Annotated in this window: 12 protein-coding genes; 3 read left to right on the top strand and 9 right to left on the bottom strand. The window is 49.1% G+C overall.

The window, feature by feature from the left end; translation table 11 throughout:
- The first annotated feature begins 10 nt into the window (after positions 1 to 10).
- The 3 genes from ICL07_RS27670 (at position 11) to ICL07_RS27660 (ending at position 3,182) form a co-directional block, all read left to right on the top strand.
- Positions 11 to 1,534 (top strand): alpha-isopropylmalate synthase regulatory domain-containing protein, encoded by a 1,524-nt coding sequence (locus tag ICL07_RS27670; protein ID WP_223152124.1) that lies wholly within the window; start codon positions 11 to 13, stop codon positions 1,532 to 1,534.
- 10 nt (positions 1,535 to 1,544) lie between these two features.
- Entirely contained in the window at positions 1,545 to 2,618 is a 1,074-nt protein-coding gene (gene leuB / locus ICL07_RS27665) for a 3-isopropylmalate dehydrogenase (RefSeq protein ID WP_188091314.1), read from the top strand.
- A gap of 111 nt (positions 2,619 to 2,729) precedes the next feature.
- On the top strand, positions 2,730 to 3,182 hold the full coding sequence (locus tag ICL07_RS27660) for an SRPBCC domain-containing protein (protein ID WP_188091313.1): 453 nt from the start codon (positions 2,730 to 2,732) through the stop codon (positions 3,180 to 3,182).
- Between the two features lie 65 nt (positions 3,183 to 3,247).
- On the opposite strand, the gene ICL07_RS27655 is transcribed toward ICL07_RS27660, so the two are convergent.
- The 9 genes from ICL07_RS27655 to ICL07_RS27615 form a co-directional block, all read right to left on the bottom strand.
- Positions 3,248 to 4,465: a TlpA disulfide reductase family protein gene (locus ICL07_RS27655; protein WP_188091312.1), complete on the bottom strand. Its 1,218-nt coding sequence runs from the start codon at positions 4,463 to 4,465 to the stop codon at positions 3,248 to 3,250.
- 8 nt (positions 4,466 to 4,473) lie between these two features.
- Positions 4,474 to 5,817 carry a RagB/SusD family nutrient uptake outer membrane protein gene (locus tag ICL07_RS27650; protein WP_188091311.1) on the bottom strand — a complete coding sequence of 448 codons (1,344 nt, stop codon included), beginning with the start codon at positions 5,815 to 5,817 and terminating at the stop codon, positions 4,474 to 4,476.
- Between the two features lie 10 nt (positions 5,818 to 5,827).
- Entirely contained in the window at positions 5,828 to 9,463 is a 3,636-nt protein-coding gene (locus tag ICL07_RS27645; RefSeq protein WP_188091310.1) for a SusC/RagA family TonB-linked outer membrane protein, read from the bottom strand.
- A gap of 97 nt (positions 9,464 to 9,560) precedes the next feature.
- On the bottom strand, positions 9,561 to 10,730 hold the full coding sequence (locus ICL07_RS27640; protein WP_188091309.1) for a FecR family protein: 1,170 nt from the start codon (positions 10,728 to 10,730) through the stop codon (positions 9,561 to 9,563).
- Between the two features lie 78 nt (positions 10,731 to 10,808).
- Positions 10,809 to 11,396 (bottom strand): RNA polymerase sigma factor, encoded by a 588-nt coding sequence (locus ICL07_RS27635; protein ID WP_188091308.1) that lies wholly within the window; start codon positions 11,394 to 11,396, stop codon positions 10,809 to 10,811.
- A gap of 42 nt (positions 11,397 to 11,438) precedes the next feature.
- A complete protein-coding gene (locus ICL07_RS27630; protein WP_188091307.1) occupies positions 11,439 to 11,981 on the bottom strand; it encodes a retropepsin-like aspartic protease family protein in 543 nt (180 codons plus the stop codon).
- Complete coding sequence (locus tag ICL07_RS27625; protein WP_188091306.1) at positions 11,978 to 12,655, bottom strand: OmpA family protein; 678 nt, start codon at positions 12,653 to 12,655, stop codon at positions 11,978 to 11,980. The genes ICL07_RS27630 and ICL07_RS27625 overlap by 4 nt, the downstream gene beginning before the upstream one ends.
- Entirely contained in the window at positions 12,652 to 14,214 is a 1,563-nt protein-coding gene (locus ICL07_RS27620; protein ID WP_188091305.1) for a hypothetical protein, read from the bottom strand. The genes ICL07_RS27625 and ICL07_RS27620 overlap by 4 nt, the downstream gene beginning before the upstream one ends.
- Positions 14,207 to 15,478 (bottom strand): hypothetical protein, encoded by a 1,272-nt coding sequence (locus ICL07_RS27615; RefSeq protein WP_188091304.1) that lies wholly within the window; start codon positions 15,476 to 15,478, stop codon positions 14,207 to 14,209. The genes ICL07_RS27620 and ICL07_RS27615 overlap by 8 nt, the downstream gene beginning before the upstream one ends.

Genomic DNA, 15,478 nt, shown 5'->3' with positions numbered 1-15,478 from the left:
AATCCGCCTTATGCCAGTACCGCAGCGCTACATCGAAATAATGGACACCACCCTCCGTGATGGTGAACAAACCAGCGGCGTGTCCTTTTCACCCTCGGAAAAACTAACCATCGCCCAGGTCCTGCTTACGGAAGTGAAAGTAGACAGGATAGAAATCGCCTCCGCCCGCGTGTCGGAAGGTGAACTGGCTGCTGTGAAAGCCATCACCAAATGGGCGAAGGCCAATGGTTTCCTCAACCGGGTGGAAGTACTCACCTTCGTTGACGGCGACGTGTCTGTACAATGGATGTTGCAGGCCGGCGCCAAAGTGATGAACCTGCTCACAAAAGGTTCGCTCAACCACCTCACCCACCAGCTGAAAAAAAAGCCCGCAGAACATTTTGCGGAAGTGGGCGCGGTGATCGCCCTGGCCCGCAAAAAAGGGCTGGAATGTAATATATACCTCGAAGACTGGAGCAATGGCATGCGCCATTCCCGTGACTACGTGTATCAATACCTCGACTTCCTGCAGTCGCAACCGGTGAAAAGAGTGATGCTCCCCGATACCCTCGGCGTACTCACTCCCGGCGAAGTCACCGAATATATCAGCGAAATCGTGCAACGTTACCCAACGCTGCGCTTCGACTTTCACGCACACAACGACTACGACCTCGGCACCGCCAACGTACTCGAAGGCGTGAAAGCCGGCGCCCACGGCATCCACCTCACCATCAACGGTATGGGTGAAAGAGCCGGTAACGCGCCGCTGGCCAGCGCTATCGCTGTAATCAACGATTTCCTGCCCGGCGTAAAAACAGCCGTGTCCGAAAAATCACTCTACAGCGCCAGTAAACTGGTGGAAACATTCTCCGGTATCCGTATTCCGGCCAACAAACCCGTGGTAGGCGACAATGTGTTTACTCAAACAGCCGGTATACACGCCGACGGCGACAAAAAAAACAAGCTCTACTTCAGTGACCTGATGCCGGAGCGTTTCGGACGGCAACGCCTATACGCACTGGGTAAAACCAGCGGCAAAGCCAATATCGAAAACAATCTGCAGCAGCTGGGCATACAATTATCAGACGCTAACCTGAAAAAGGTAACCCAACGCATCATCGAACTGGGCGATAAAAAAGAAGTCGTTACCCAGGCCGACCTCCCCTACATTATCTCGGATATCCTTGACAGCAGCCGGATAGAGGAAAAAGTGAAAATAGAAAACTATGTACTCACCCACTCCAAAAACCTGCACCCGTCTGTCACCCTCCGAATATCCGTAGAAGGTGAACTGTTTGAAGAACACTCCCAGGGCGATGGTCAGTACGATGCGTTTATGAACGCGCTGAAAAAAGTTTACCGAAAGAAAAAACAGGAACTGCCTGCACTGACAGACTACTCCGTACACATTCCTCCCGGTGGTAAAAGTGACGCCCTGTGCGAAACCATTATTACCTGGACCTTCAAAAACAAAGAGTTCAAAACAAGAGGACTGGACAGCGATCAGACCGTATCTGCCATCAAGGCCACTCAAAAAATGCTCAACTTAATCTGATTTCATCATCATGGCAACCAAACATATTTTAATTGTTCCCGGCGACGGGATCGGACAGGAAGTAACCGCCGTAGGGAAAAAAGTATTGGACAAAATCGCTGCCCGCTTTGGTCACACCTTTACGTATGACGAAGCCCTGGTAGGGCACGCCGCCATTGAAGCTACCGGCAATCCGCTGCCGGATGAAACGCTGACTAAAATGCGCGCTTCCGACGCTATTCTGTTTGGCGCCGTAGGTCATCCGAAATATGATAACGATCCTTCCGCGAAAGTAAGACCCGAACAGGGACTGCTGAAAATGCGCAAGGAGCTGGGCCTCTACGCCAATCTGCGTCCTATCAAATTGTTCGATGAACTGCTGGATGCTTCCAGCATTAAACCCGAAATCCTGAAAGGCGCCGATATCCTATTCTTCCGTGAACTCACCGGCGACATCTACTTCGGCGACAAAGGCCGCAAAAACAATGGCGACACCGCTTTTGACATTGCAGAATACAGCCGTTTTGAAGTAGAACGTATTGCCCGCAAAGCATTTGAAGCTGCCCGTACCCGCCGTAAAAAGCTGTGCTCCGTTGACAAAGCCAATGTGATCGAGACTTCCCGGCTATGGCGGGAGGTGATCCAGAAAATTGCACCCGAATATCCGGACATAGAAGTAGAACACCAGTTCGTAGACGCTACGGCTATGCTGCTGATCAAAGATCCGCGCCGCTTCGATGTAGTGGTGACCGCTAATCTCTTCGGCGATATCCTTACCGACGAAGCATCCCAGATTGCAGGCTCCATGGGTATGCTGGCCTCCGCCTCCATAGGTGATGGCACCGGCGTATACGAACCTATCCATGGTTCCGCTCACGACATTACCGGTAAAGGCGTCGCCAACCCGCTGGCTTCTATCCTTTCCGCCGCCCTCCTGCTGGATATCTCGTTTGGCATGAAAGCCGAATCAGATGCGGTGATCCATGCCGTAGACCAGGTGCTGAAAGCCGGTTTCCGTACCCGTGATATCGCTAACGCACAAACGCCGGCGGACATGATCAAAGGCACAGATGCTATCGGAGAAGAAGTATTGAACAGAATATAAATTTTTTACCCGCAAAACCCGCCAGAAGCCGCTACGGCCTTCCGGCGGGTTTTGTATTTTTACCCCCGGTAGAAATCCGTATTTTCCCCTATCATCAAAAAAACATGTCTTATGGGACCATTGATCATTACCGCCTCCATGCAAGTGGCCAAGTCGCCAGCCGAGGTTTTTGAAGCCATCGTTGATCCGCAGAAAATGAGCCACTATTTCATTTCGTCCGGCAGCGGCCGGATGGAGGAAGGGGAAACGGTGGTATGGTCGTTCGCGGAAGAAACAGGAAAATTTGATATCCCCGTTAAAAAAATAGTACGATACACTGAAATCGGCTTTGAATGGGAAGGCGCTGCCAATCACACTACCCAGGTGAACATCACGCTGGCGCCGTCCAAAAGTGGCGGTACAGTCGTTACCGTTACAGAAGGTGAACTTCCTTTGGACGCCACCGGCCTGAAATGGTTTTCACAAAACACTTTCGGCTGGACTAACTTCCTGGATTGCCTGAAAGCGTACCTGGAACATGGTATCAATTTACGCAAAGGCGCTTTTGATCTTGCGAAAGCATGATATAACAAAAAGAAAAAGCCCCGGACTAATATCCGGGGCTTTTTCATTCATCACACTGCTGTTGTTTAAAACGCGCTGATACGTTCTCCCAACAGATCCTTCAACACAGCATCCAGCTCAGCCCCTCTCGCCTTGCTGGCTACTATTTTACCTTGTTTATCGAGTACAATGGAGAAAGGTATGGCCCTGACCTTATAATGACCAGTCACTGGTCCTTTAAACCCTTTATTATCGCACAATTGCGTCCATACCATTTTTTCCTCCACCATTGCCTTGTCCCAATCTGTTTTCTTTTCATCCATAGAGATGCTGATGATATGAAAATCCTTCTCGCTGATCACCTTATTGAGATAACGCAGGTGCGGAATTTCCGCGCGGCAAGGGCCACACCAACTGGCCCAGAACTCCAGCATATTGTATTGTCCCGGCTTCACGTACCGGGCCAGTTGCACTGGTTGGCCTTGTGGGTCTATCAAAGGGATATCGGTAAAACGTACGCCTTTCGCTATGATTTTTTCATTGGCCGCCACCAGCCGGATAGCTTTCAGCAGCGCTGAAGTTGCCAGCGCAGCGGTATCCAGACTTCCTGCAATGGCATCAATTTCGGATATGGTGTATTTTGAGTTGGCAGATAACAGCAACTCATATACGAAGTAGGCCGCTACCACTGTTTGCGGATGCTCACGGACAAATGCCCTCTTTCGAGCGCCGAGCGCCTGCTGCGCTGCCGTTATATCCCGGGCCAGCGCCATTCCCTTTGCCGTATTGAATATGCCACCCCTGGCAGGTATTTCATACGTATGTTCGTATTGACCAGACAACACGGTTATACGATCCGACAGCTGTTTATTTGCCGTTTCAAACGTTTTGTACAAGGTCTGTTCAGCAGCGCCGGTGATCTGCACATATTTCATGCTGCCGCCCGGGAAATAATAACCCGGTACGCTATCAATATGCGAGGCCGCAATATGAACCGTTTCATTCCCCATGAACAGTGGCACCAGCTTGCTTTTCTTTATATCACCCGGTTGTGGATCGATGCGCAGATTACAGAGGCGGGCTGTTTCCCAGCGCGCCTTTCCGGTCATTGTAAAGACGCCATCTTTGGTAACAGCAGAATCCAGCATGCCCGCGCCCTGATCAAAGAGATCGCCGAGATATACTTTGGCCCCATCCGGAATGCCGGGTAGTTGCCCGCTAATACGATAGGTTTGCTGCCCTGCTGACGTGAATACTGACAACACCAGACCTGACAACAGCAGGATATTTTTTTTGATTTTCATATAAAAAATCACTGTTTGTTTAAAGGCATGGTAGGGTTAAATTGTTGTACCTGCAGAGGTATCTGGTAGGTATAACGGAGACTGCCTGGCTCCAGTGTAACCAGCGTGCTACCGTTAGCGGCTATACGCTTCACGGCAGGCATACGTTTATCCTGATCCAACCGTTTCATATCCATCCAGCGCATGCCTTTAAAAGCCAGCTCCCGCCGCCTTTCACCCAGTACCGCCGTTATCGCTTCTTCTGTAGTGGAGGCCGACAATGGCTGATATTTTGCCGGTGTGAAACGGTTCTTCCGGATATCTTCATTCACAATTTCCAAGGCTGCATTAATAGAACCCTGACGGGCCAGGCACTCGGCTTTCGTCAGCAGCACTTCCGCATAGGTAATACCCCGGTTGGGAATGTAGGTCCTGGCGCTATTATAGCTCATCATAGCCGGATTACCGGCCACATTCCGCACCGCAAAAAACCGGATACGCAGATCAGCGGTGGTATCGTATTGTTGCAGGAGATCAGCCGAATATTTGAATTGCAAATTGGCGGTATAACGAACAAATACTTCATCCGGACTGATATTGCTGGCCGGCAGCGCGTTCCCCAAAAACTTATTGTAATCAAGCATCCGTACGGATTTAGCGGCAATCACCAGATCGGCGTACTTCAGCGCCTGGGGATAATCCTGCATATACAGGTACAACCTTGACAGCAATGCGTAAGCGGCGGCAACGGTTACGCGGGTAGTGTTAACATTAGTTTCCGGTAAATCAGGGATCGCCGCCTGTAGATCTTTTACCAGCTGCTGGCAGGATTCCCCGAGTGTAAGTCGTGGCGGCGTAGGCGCACTGATATCTGTGGATACCATATACGGCACACCATATACTTTGGACGCCGTCTTCGGATCATAAGCCGGAGAAAAGAACGACAGCAAATGCATATAACAATAAGCCTTTGATACCAATGCTTCGGCATACAACGCTTTTTTCTTTTGTTCTGTCCCGTTCTCTGCCTGCATCACACCTTCTGTTATTACATTCAGACTGGCGATACGCTGGTACGCATCCAGCCATATCTCCGGCTTTTCCGGTGTGCTGTTAATATAGGGGTTCCAGAAATATAGATTGGCATCAAGCGATATCTGGTTCTGTGGAGATTGTGTCTGGTCAGTCAGGTCGTCTGTAGCCAATAAAGGGCTCTTACCATTGAATACATTTACGATGGTCATATCATTGAGGATCGCCTCGTAATCGTTGATGGTGCTGGCAATGATAACACCTTTCGGTTTTACTTCGAGGAACTTATTGCAGGACGACAACATCATCCCGGGTACTATCAGCAGGAAAATTCTTTTCATCGTAAACATTTTAAAAATTTACATTCAGTGAAAACGTATAGGCGGGCACGATAGGTAATCCCCTGTTACCCGTCACATAGTTCATCGTTTCCGGATCTACATCATTGCCACTGAACACATATTTGAACGGATTCTGTACCTGCATGGCCAGGCGAGGGCTGATCAACCGCATACGTTTGGCAAGCTTCTCTCCTATATCCCATCCCAGCGTAATATTGCGCAGTACTATAAAATCCATTTTACGGTAATACTGTTGGGCATATTCGTATCCATATCTGACGGTGAAATAACCAGGCGTTCCGTAAGGCGGAGACATGCCCGGAATCATGGTATATTGCTCGTCTCCCGGCTTCTTCCAGTAATTATGAATACCCGCCTGCGGCCGTTCATCTCCCACAATCGGCGGCGCTATACGGGCAATGTTTCCACCATAATACATCAGCAGGAAAGAAAAATTAACCTGTCCTATATCAAAACGGTTGTTCAATCCCAGCACATAGCGCGGATCATTCACACCCATATACTTCAGGGCAGAAAAAGGAATATCCACTCTGGGGCTGTTGGACAATACAACCGGCTTGCCATCTTCTCCCTGCACGGTAGGCTGCCCTTTTTCATTCAAACCCAGGTAATTATGTCCAAACACCGCGCTGATAGGATATCCTACCATATTCTCCGGTAAAGCGGTGCGGGCATAATTGTAAGAGCCATCGAACTGGTTGGCAACTTTTAATACTTCACTGTTGTTAAAAGAGCCGGTCACCTGTGTTTGCCATCTGAAATTTTTGTTTTGTATGTTGATGGAATTCAGGTTGATGTCCAACCCTCTGTTACGGATAGACGCATTATTGACCAGCGCGTTAGCAGCGCCTTTGGTGGCGTCGATCGCCAGCGCAGAAAAGATGTCAGTACCCTTTTTGATATAGTAATCCACGCTGCCGTATACACGACGTTGCCATAAAGCAAAGTCCAGCCCGATATTATAGTTCAGTGTTTTTTCCCAGCGCAGCTGATTATTACGCAAGGTTTTAATACTGTACCCTACCATGGTGTTAGGGGTCATGGTATTGATAAACGCGCCAAGGATGGTATAAGGCCCGCTCAGTTTGATGATGTTACCGTTGTAACCGGCGGAGGCGCGCCATTTCAGTTCATCTATCCAGGACAGCTGCGCTATGAATTTTTCACGGTGCATATTCCAGGAAACACCGCCGGACCATAAAGGCGTGTACCGAAAGCGGGGATCATTACCAAAGAGATTGGATTGGTCTATCCTCAAACTACCGGTAACGGTATAACGTTCATCGTAGGTATAGGCGCCGTTGGCATAACCGGAAATGAAGCGGTCATCCTGCCAGGTTTCATTAAAGTATTGGTTGAACTGTGAGAAGTCATACGGATAAGCAAATGTGGGCGCCAGTACATTTCCATAATCCGCTGTCAACGCCCGGTTACCGATCAGGGTCAGGTCGACCGGCTTTATAGAAAGGGTGTTACCATCATACCCGAAGGCCGTATTCAGGCGGCTGGAAGTAGTGAGCCTTCTGGCTTCTCCCCCCAGCAGGAATGAGAGGTCGTGACGGTCATTCAACAATTTATTATAGGATGCCTGCGCTCTGATGGTATAGGTATTGATGAGGCTTTCCGTCACCTTGTTGATACCACCTTGCGGGATGCGGAACAGAGGTTTGCTGCTATTGGGATTTCTGGCAGCAAAATAGTTTAGCATAAGGCGGGTTTGGTAAGCATTTTCAGAGGACCAGTTGGTGAGCGTGCCCTGTTGCCTTTCGTATACGCCTCCCAGTTCGAGCTGCAGCCCCGGCATCACGCGGGCGCGGAGGTTGCCCTGCAGGCGATAGATGTTTTGTTTCAGGTGATTGCTGGATTCAAACATCTCCTGGTAGGGATAGTACAAGTTATCATACAACCCCATAGCGATGTTATCGGCATTACGTTTAGCACTGATAGTGCCATACTGTCCGCCAAACCCGAGTATGTTGGGATCACTGGGCGAAAGCATGGCGGATAGCGGATTGCCGGCGTCGTCCAGGAAATGCTGATAGGGTCGAAAGCTGGTGTATTCGGGTATCGGAACGCTTTTGTCGTTAATGGTAGAGAAAACACTCTGTACATCCAGGGTGAATATCTTCATAAATTCAAAAGCGCCCCTGTAATTGATGCTGGTTTTGTCGAAAGCGGAATATCGTTGTCCCCGCTGATTGTCGACCCGGTTAAAACCCAGGAAATAATTAGCCTGACGGTTACCGCCATTCACACTAAAATCGATGGTACGGAGCAACTGGTTTTGCAGGAACAGTCGTTTGTAATCAGCAGTATTATCATAGCTGGCATAGGTTTCCAACAGTTTATCCGCTTGTTCTTTTGTAATCAGTCCGTTGTACAAGTCATCCGCTATACCGTAAACGGGGGTGTAGGTACCATTGGCTGCATCGATCTTTTTCCGGGACATTGCTCCATCGAGCTTCATGGTATTGGTAGCCCGGGCCACTTCAAAGTCAACAAACCCTTTGCCGGTCTCCAGGTTTAATTTGTTATAATCCGGACGGGGCTTTACGCTCATCGCCGCTGTCAGGTGAAATTGCGGTTTGCTGTCCACCCCTTTGAGCGTATTGATCACCACTACGCCATTGGATGCACGAACACCGTAGATCGCAGCAGCAGCGGCGTCTTTCAGCACCGTGATAGATTCAATCTCATAAGGGTTCAGGGATTCTATACTAATTTCTGTGGGGTACCCGTTTAATACGATCAGTGGTTTTTTCACCGCCTGAAAAGTAGAAACGCCACGGATAGTGAACGGGCTGGCATTATTGGGATCCGTTACGCCGGTCTGGTTCGTATTCAATACCAGGCCGGATATACGGCCTTCCATATTCTCCACAATGTTACCGGTTACGGGTACACTCTGCAGGTAGGATTTACGGTCTACCGTGGCGAAAGCACCGGTAAGCTGGGTCTTTTTCAACTTTTGGTAACCGGTATTTACTTCCACCACGTATTCGTTCAGCTGGGATACCACTGGTTTCATCCTCACCTCTATAGGTTGATTAGCGGATGTAATTTTTACCTGTACCGGCTGATAGCCTACGAAAGTGGCGGCCAGCGTTTCACCGGCGGCAGCCTGGATTTTAAAGCGGCCATTGTTGTCGGTAGGGGCAAAACCGGCTTTACCAACAACAGCCACCGTAGCGCCGGGCAATGGTTTTCCCGTGCTATCGGTAATCACACCCGTTACGTCAGGGACGCTTGTTACTACCGCAGGACCAGATGCCGGCGGGTAATCGGTACCCTTGAGTGTAATAGTGATGGTTTTGCTACGGATAAAATAGTCCAATCCCTGTTCTTTCAGAACAGTAGCAAGGAAACGTTCCAGCGGCATTTTATCGGCCGTGATGCTGACCGGTGCGGCCTTCTTAATCAGCTCATAATTGGCAACGATGGTATAACCCGTTTGTTTTTCAACGTCTGTCAGCACCCGTTCCAGGGAGAGTTTGGTCCCTTTAACGGTGACAGTCTGCGCTCGTAAGACCTGCGAAAGGTGCAGTAACGTTGTCATCAACAGGAGTATGAACAACGTTTTGTAGCTGGTTTTGCCGGTGTGGGCATTGGTGTAATTAACTTCCATGAAAGCGAAAATGGTTGGTTATGATTCGCAAAAAATTCTCCTTACCGGCCTACCCTTGAGGGTTTCCGGCAACATTTTATTTTTGGCTGACAGGTGATTATGGTGTTATGATCAGTCTCTTGCCATCTTTATCCAGGCGGCAATGTACCTGTGACATCTCCAGTATCAGCAATACATCTTTGAGGGGTAAGTCTCTCCCCATTTTCCCCCAGAAGGTAATATCCGGGACACGGCCTTCATAGACCACTTCAATATCGTACCAGCGTGCCAGTTGGCGCATGGCGTCCGCCAATGGCACGTGGTTGAAATCAAAGGCGCCATTTTTCCAGGCAATCGTTTGGCTGGCATCGGGTAGTATGGCCAGCCGGAGCGCGTCCCCACTGGCTGGGGCCTGTACCTGCTGACCAGGTTGCAGGCGAACAGTACGACTGTTTTTCGATACGTTGACTGCACCATCCAGCAAGGTAGCGCGCACCAGTGGCTCATCGGCATAGGCATTCACGTTAAAGCTGGTACCCAGTACCGCTATATGCATTCCATCTTTTAGTTTCACGGTGAACGGCTTCGCCGCATCCGGAGCCACCTCAAAATAGGCTTCCCCGGCCATTTCCACCTGTCGCTGCCCGCCGGTAAAAGCCACCGGGTAACGCAGGGAGGATGCAGCATTCAGCCATACGGCAGTGCCATCCGGCAGTATCACCTTAAACTGGCCGCCACGGGGCGTACTCAGGGTGTTGTAGCCTTCAGCAGCCTGACGGCCGCCGGCAGTATACGATAGCTGACCACCCTGTTGCTGTACACGGGTAGTACCCTGATTTACCTGGCGATGACCGGCACTGTCCAACAGCACTACTTCGCCATTGGCGAGCGTCAGCACAGCCTTATTAAAACCCGCAGCCGGCGATGTCTGCACAGCCAGCGGTTGTCGTATAGTCCTGGGCGTAGGACGCAGCCACCATACCGTAGCCGCCACCGCCAGGACAGCGGCAGCCGCCCACCCTGTGCGCCGGATCACCATCCAGAATGATGTCTTTGGCCGCACAGGCGTTGACTCCGCCTGGAAGATAGCCTGCAACATGGAGCTCATCGTAGTTTCCGGGATATCCGTCAGCCCCTGATCTTCCTGCAGCAACGTTTCAATACGCGCCTTCACCCGCGCCTCATGCGCCGGATCTTCCAGCAACAGCGACAGCTCCTGTTTTTCTTCCGCTACAGCAGTGCCATCCAGGCATTTTTGGTATAATATGATTACTCTCTCAGACATCATCCGACAAAAAGATGCTCGTGCATCACTATAATAGTCTTATTAAAAAAAACGTTTGGGGGGGTGGGCATCAGATTTTTTTTATCTGATGTTCAAAAGGAGTAGTAAAGCGCCCAAGGGAAGCTGCGCCAGGCAGAAAGCCCGCACTTTGCGATTGGCCTCATCCAGGTTAAACTTAACGGTTTCAGGCGAAACACCCAGTATCGCAGCTGCTTCCGCGCGTTTATGGCCTTCCTGACGGATAAGCCGGTAGGTTTGTTGCTGCCGGAGCGGAAGCCGTGCAATCGCTTTCTCCAGCAGTTGGGTATATTCCTTGTTCAGTAAAGGATCTTCGGTATTATTGGCAGCAGGCAATTCCTCGTCCGGGGTACCTACAGGTATCAGCTTATCTTTCAGGGAGCGGCGGAAAGCCGTATAGATGGTATTACGGGCTACGCCCAGCAACCAGGCAGGGAAATGTTCCACTCCCGGCAGGGAAGTTCTGTGAAGCCATACTTTCAGGAATACGTCCTGCACCACCTCTTCTGCCAATTCCTGCCGATGCAACAGTCGTAACGCCGCAGTATATACGTTGCGGCGATATTCCTTCACCAACACCGTAAATGCCTGCTCATCTCCTTCAGAAACCAGTAACAGCATTGCGCGCTCCTTTTCACGATCATGTTGCATAAGGCGAAAAATACACATTATTTGGCATAAAAAGGCCCATCCTCACTCAAATGTGATCGTTCCCTTCTTATAGTCGATGGAAATACTCCCAAACTGTTCTAACGCCGATTGCCCAAAAAGTAAGGGCGCTACGGAATTGTGCACCACCGATGCCTGTACGTTATGAATCTTCCGGTCGCCAATGGCCACTTCCTTTAAACGGATAATAGTACCAACAGAAATATCGCCATTGGCATCCATAAATTTGGCTTGTCCTTCAATATCATCAGCCGTCAGGGTACCCTGCTTGTACAGGTAAGACGCTTCCACGCTGGAAATGGAGATAAGGCCAGCGCCGGTATCGAAAATAAAAGACATGTCCGCCCCATTCACCTTCACCGGTATTTTATAGATACCGCCGTCTTTCAGCATTCTCACCACCGTTTTTCCGCCGGTGGCCGACTTATTTTCCGCAGGCACGGTTGTTCTGGGGGAAGATACCTGTCCGCGGTGCTGTCCGAAACGCCCGGACTTAGAGCACCCTGTACAACCTGATAATAGCACCAGGCAGCCACTCATGATGATGGTATAAAAACGTGTGATCATTGTCTTTCCAGGTCTGGGATTTTAGGGAATATCTGTATCAGAAAACGTTGGTTGGCTATTTCGTCTTTCTCCCGCCCTACACCGCCCCAGCCGTTGCCCGCTATCTGCAGGTCGATGAGGCCTTTGTATTTCTCCGCTTCAAAATTGATTCCTTTGTCGCGCCAATGCCGCCACAGGCTTAAGGCCCTTTCATAACTCAACTGATAGTTGTGGTATTCATCCCCGGTTCGGGAAGCATATCCGGCAATCACCAGGATATAGGACATGTTCTTCAGCTCTTCTTTATTCGATTGGATAGCCTCCAGCTTGGCGGCCTGCAGACTGTCGATCACCGCTTTTAACTTCTGTCCGGCACCGTCAATTTTCTGAATAGTGCCCTCATATTCCTCCAACTCATTCGCATTGATACCGAATTTGTTTTTTACAAACTTTACATCAAAAGCCAGTTTATAACGTTTATGGGCATCTTCATATTTGAACTGGGTCGTGTCTTCCCGTAACGGCTTCAGGTTCCCCTGCACCGTTTTCACAATCTGTAATTGTTTCTCCTGTACCTTGATGGTGCTGTCCAATCTTACATAAGTCAGTACATACAACACCAGCATAATAAAGAAAAGGCTGGTCATCAGATCGGTATAACTGGGCCAGAAAAAGTCGTTTTTATCAGGTTTCATGACGCACTTTTTTTACCCTTGAACATTCTACCGAAAGCATCTTTAATGGTCATGACCATAGAAGGACTGCTTTTTTCATTGATTTTTTCCAGCACGGTAAGGGTACCCGACATTTTAGTGTTGACGGACTTCATCTCTGTGCTCAGGCGGTTCATTTGCTCCTGGTTGGCGGATTTAATTTCATTCAATACTTTATTGACCGCCTCCAGATGGGTGAGGTGGTCCAGTTTTTTCCAACGGTCCGGCAATTCCCGTTGCATCATATCGTATTCCTTCATCATCAGGTCTTTCAGCTGGTCCATTTTGGTGCGTGTAAAGAGCTCCATGCGTTCCAGGCTTTCACCCAGATTATTGGCTACCTGATCTACCGCGCCGTTGATTAACTGGCTGCTTTCTTCCAGTTTACTATAGTGGCTTTGCAGGAATCCCTGCAAAGCTTTATTCTCCGCGAATATCGTCATCATCTGCTGACCCAGTTCATGGAAATCATCGGAACGGGCGATCATTACGTTTAATTTCTCCGTATATCCTTTAGCGTTATTAACAAACTCATTGGCCTGCGCCCAGGTACTATTGAAGTCCCGGAAGTTCTCTATAGACTTCTGCAGCTCTCGCAGTACCACCACATTAGCTTTCGCAAAGGCGTTGATGTCAATTTCCTCCAACGTGGATAGTATTCTTTCCTGAGCAATAAGAGCATCGTGATTTTTACCCATTACATTGGTAAGCCGGCCCACATTACCTTTGAACTCCTCATTGAATTTATGCAGGTTATGCTGAAGTGAAAACAGGGTGGAGTTAATGTTCTGGTTGAGCAAGGGCAGCAACTCCGTCTGAATAAACGTATAAAAATCATTCTTCTTATCTTCTACCAGTAATTTAGCACCTTTGAAGAAATAACCCGTATGCAGTACGGTGAGGAAAAGTCCGCACAAACTAGCGACCATAGCTATTTTCACGCCACCCAGCAAAGACGCAATACCTTCATTGGATTTCGTCAGATCTACCCCCGCCAGCTGGAACAATCCCAGGAAAATGCCGAGAAAGGTGCCCATCAGTCCCAGGTACAAAGGCAGGGAAACCGTTTGACTGATATCGCCTTCTACCGCATCGGTATGCCGTTCCACCACATCCTTGATCAGGTGAAAATCAGAAGCTACTCCCCTGTTGCGGATCAGGTAAGTATTGATGGCATAGATGATTTTTGTGGTGATAAAGTTACCACCTTCCGTTACCCGGATCAGGTCCAGGCTTACCCGGTCATCATGCTCGTACTCTTCATGGCGTAATAATACGCCATCGGCACTGATCAGCTCAGTTTCCTTAATCGCGGGGCGGCTTTGTAAGGCATATGCGTCCAGGTCGGCCAGTACTTTCCAGGGAGGCAATGCCAGAAAACGGGGCGATAGTTTATATTCCGAAACGTTGAATTGACGGGCATCCGGGAAGATATTTTTAAAGATATTGATACGGCGGTACGTTCGAAAAAAAATCAGTACCTGACAAACAACGATCACGGCAATCCCGCCTACTTCAAATACTTCAAACACATTACTCATAAGCGATATTGGCTTTGGTTTTAATGATCCACTTGTCACCTTCCAGTATGGCGGTTCCGGGACGGGTGGTTTTGATACCTCTTACGCTGGCGCCGGGGATATTTTCTTCTACACAAGCCGGTACAATATAACTCTCCCGCATACTCACAATTTCATTGATAGGCGCACCAGTGGTATGGATTTCGTAGTTGGCTTCCTGCCGGTTATCTTTTACGGTAAAACGGTAAACCGTATTATCTCTGGTCATGGATTTCGCGTTGGCCGGGAAGTAGTTGCCTACCGGGCCTGCCATAAAGAAGATATTATCGGGCGCCTGCGGAGCAGGGGTCAGCACCACTTCCGGCGCCGGTTTGTTTTTCGTTTTGTTTTCCACGGCAGCCAACGCCTGTTTCAGGTCGTTTATCTCGCGGGATAAATTTTTGATGATGTCGTTGTTCTGCAGCTGCTGATCCAGAGATGGATGATCGAAAATGGAGTTATTTTTTTTCTTTGCAGACGCGCCTGGGTTGTCGGATGGACTGTCGGGTACCGCCTCAGAAAACTTTCTCTTTTTTTCGCCGGTATCGACTTTGTCCAATAACAATTCATGTCGTCCCAGTTCTTTCCTGATTTTTTCCCGGCTTATCAACAGCAGAACAATGGCTCCTATTCCCAATAGTATTGCCAGCAGATTCCAAAATGACAGATGTTGCATACTGAAAAAACCGGGAGCTTCATTGGTAACAGTAGCCACGGAGACAGAGGCTACAGTTGGTGCTGACACCCCAGCTGTGGCCGGCGCAGAAGGAGCATCGTCCAGATACACCTCTATCTGTTTTACCAATGGCCCTTGATTTTCCGCCAACAGCATTTTATACTCCGGATACTTTTCTATTGCGTGGGCAAATATTTCGTTACCCAAAGCAGGAGCTGCTATAACTGCTTCTTTATCTGCCTGCGCCTGTTCGTCAATAGCATCTATATAACTGCTGATCTTCTCGTTTACGCCACGAAATGCACTATCAGCCAATGTTTTCCAGGTTGCATAAGCCGGGGCCTTCAACACCTCACTTACATTTAACTGATCGAACTTCTGCAACCGCTGCTGAAATGTAATATCTCTTTTCTTATTAGCATCCACGAACGCTTTCATGACAATATACGTCACCTTCGCATTCAAGAACTGCTTGGCCTTAGCCAACTTGTCTCTATCCACTGCCATACTCTTTCCCACCCAAACCGTCATCACCACAGTGATCCATAAGTAGTGCATTATTTTTTGCAT

Source organism: Chitinophaga qingshengii, from assembly GCF_014529935.1.
In the GTDB taxonomy this organism is placed as follows: domain Bacteria; phylum Bacteroidota; class Bacteroidia; order Chitinophagales; family Chitinophagaceae; genus Chitinophaga; species Chitinophaga qingshengii.
The sequence above is the reverse complement of the archived record's forward strand: the minus strand, read 5'-3'. Positions and strand labels throughout refer to the sequence as shown.

Coding starts and splice junctions, on each gene's coding strand:
- ICL07_RS27655 (WP_188091312.1), bottom strand. CDS start 4,465: ATGAAAATCAAAAAAAATATCCTGCTGTTGTCAGGTCTGGTGTTGTCA.
- ICL07_RS27670 (WP_223152124.1), top strand. CDS start 11: ATGCCAGTACCGCAGCGCTACATCGAAATAATGGACACCACCCTCCGT.
- leuB (WP_188091314.1), top strand. CDS start 1,545: ATGGCAACCAAACATATTTTAATTGTTCCCGGCGACGGGATCGGACAG.
- ICL07_RS27635 (WP_188091308.1), bottom strand. CDS start 11,396: ATGCAACATGATCGTGAAAAGGAGCGCGCAATGCTGTTACTGGTTTCT.
- ICL07_RS27625 (WP_188091306.1), bottom strand. CDS start 12,655: ATGAAACCTGATAAAAACGACTTTTTCTGGCCCAGTTATACCGATCTG.
- ICL07_RS27650 (WP_188091311.1), bottom strand. CDS start 5,817: ATGAAAAGAATTTTCCTGCTGATAGTACCCGGGATGATGTTGTCGTCC.
- ICL07_RS27620 (WP_188091305.1), bottom strand. CDS start 14,214: ATGAGTAATGTGTTTGAAGTATTTGAAGTAGGCGGGATTGCCGTGATC.
- ICL07_RS27630 (WP_188091307.1), bottom strand. CDS start 11,981: ATGATCACACGTTTTTATACCATCATCATGAGTGGCTGCCTGGTGCTA.
- ICL07_RS27660 (WP_188091313.1), top strand. CDS start 2,730: ATGGGACCATTGATCATTACCGCCTCCATGCAAGTGGCCAAGTCGCCA.
- ICL07_RS27640 (WP_188091309.1), bottom strand. CDS start 10,730: ATGATGTCTGAGAGAGTAATCATATTATACCAAAAATGCCTGGATGGC.
- ICL07_RS27645 (WP_188091310.1), bottom strand. CDS start 9,463: ATGGAAGTTAATTACACCAATGCCCACACCGGCAAAACCAGCTACAAA.
- ICL07_RS27615 (WP_188091304.1), bottom strand. CDS start 15,478: ATGCAAAAAATAATGCACTACTTATGGATCACTGTGGTGATGACGGTT.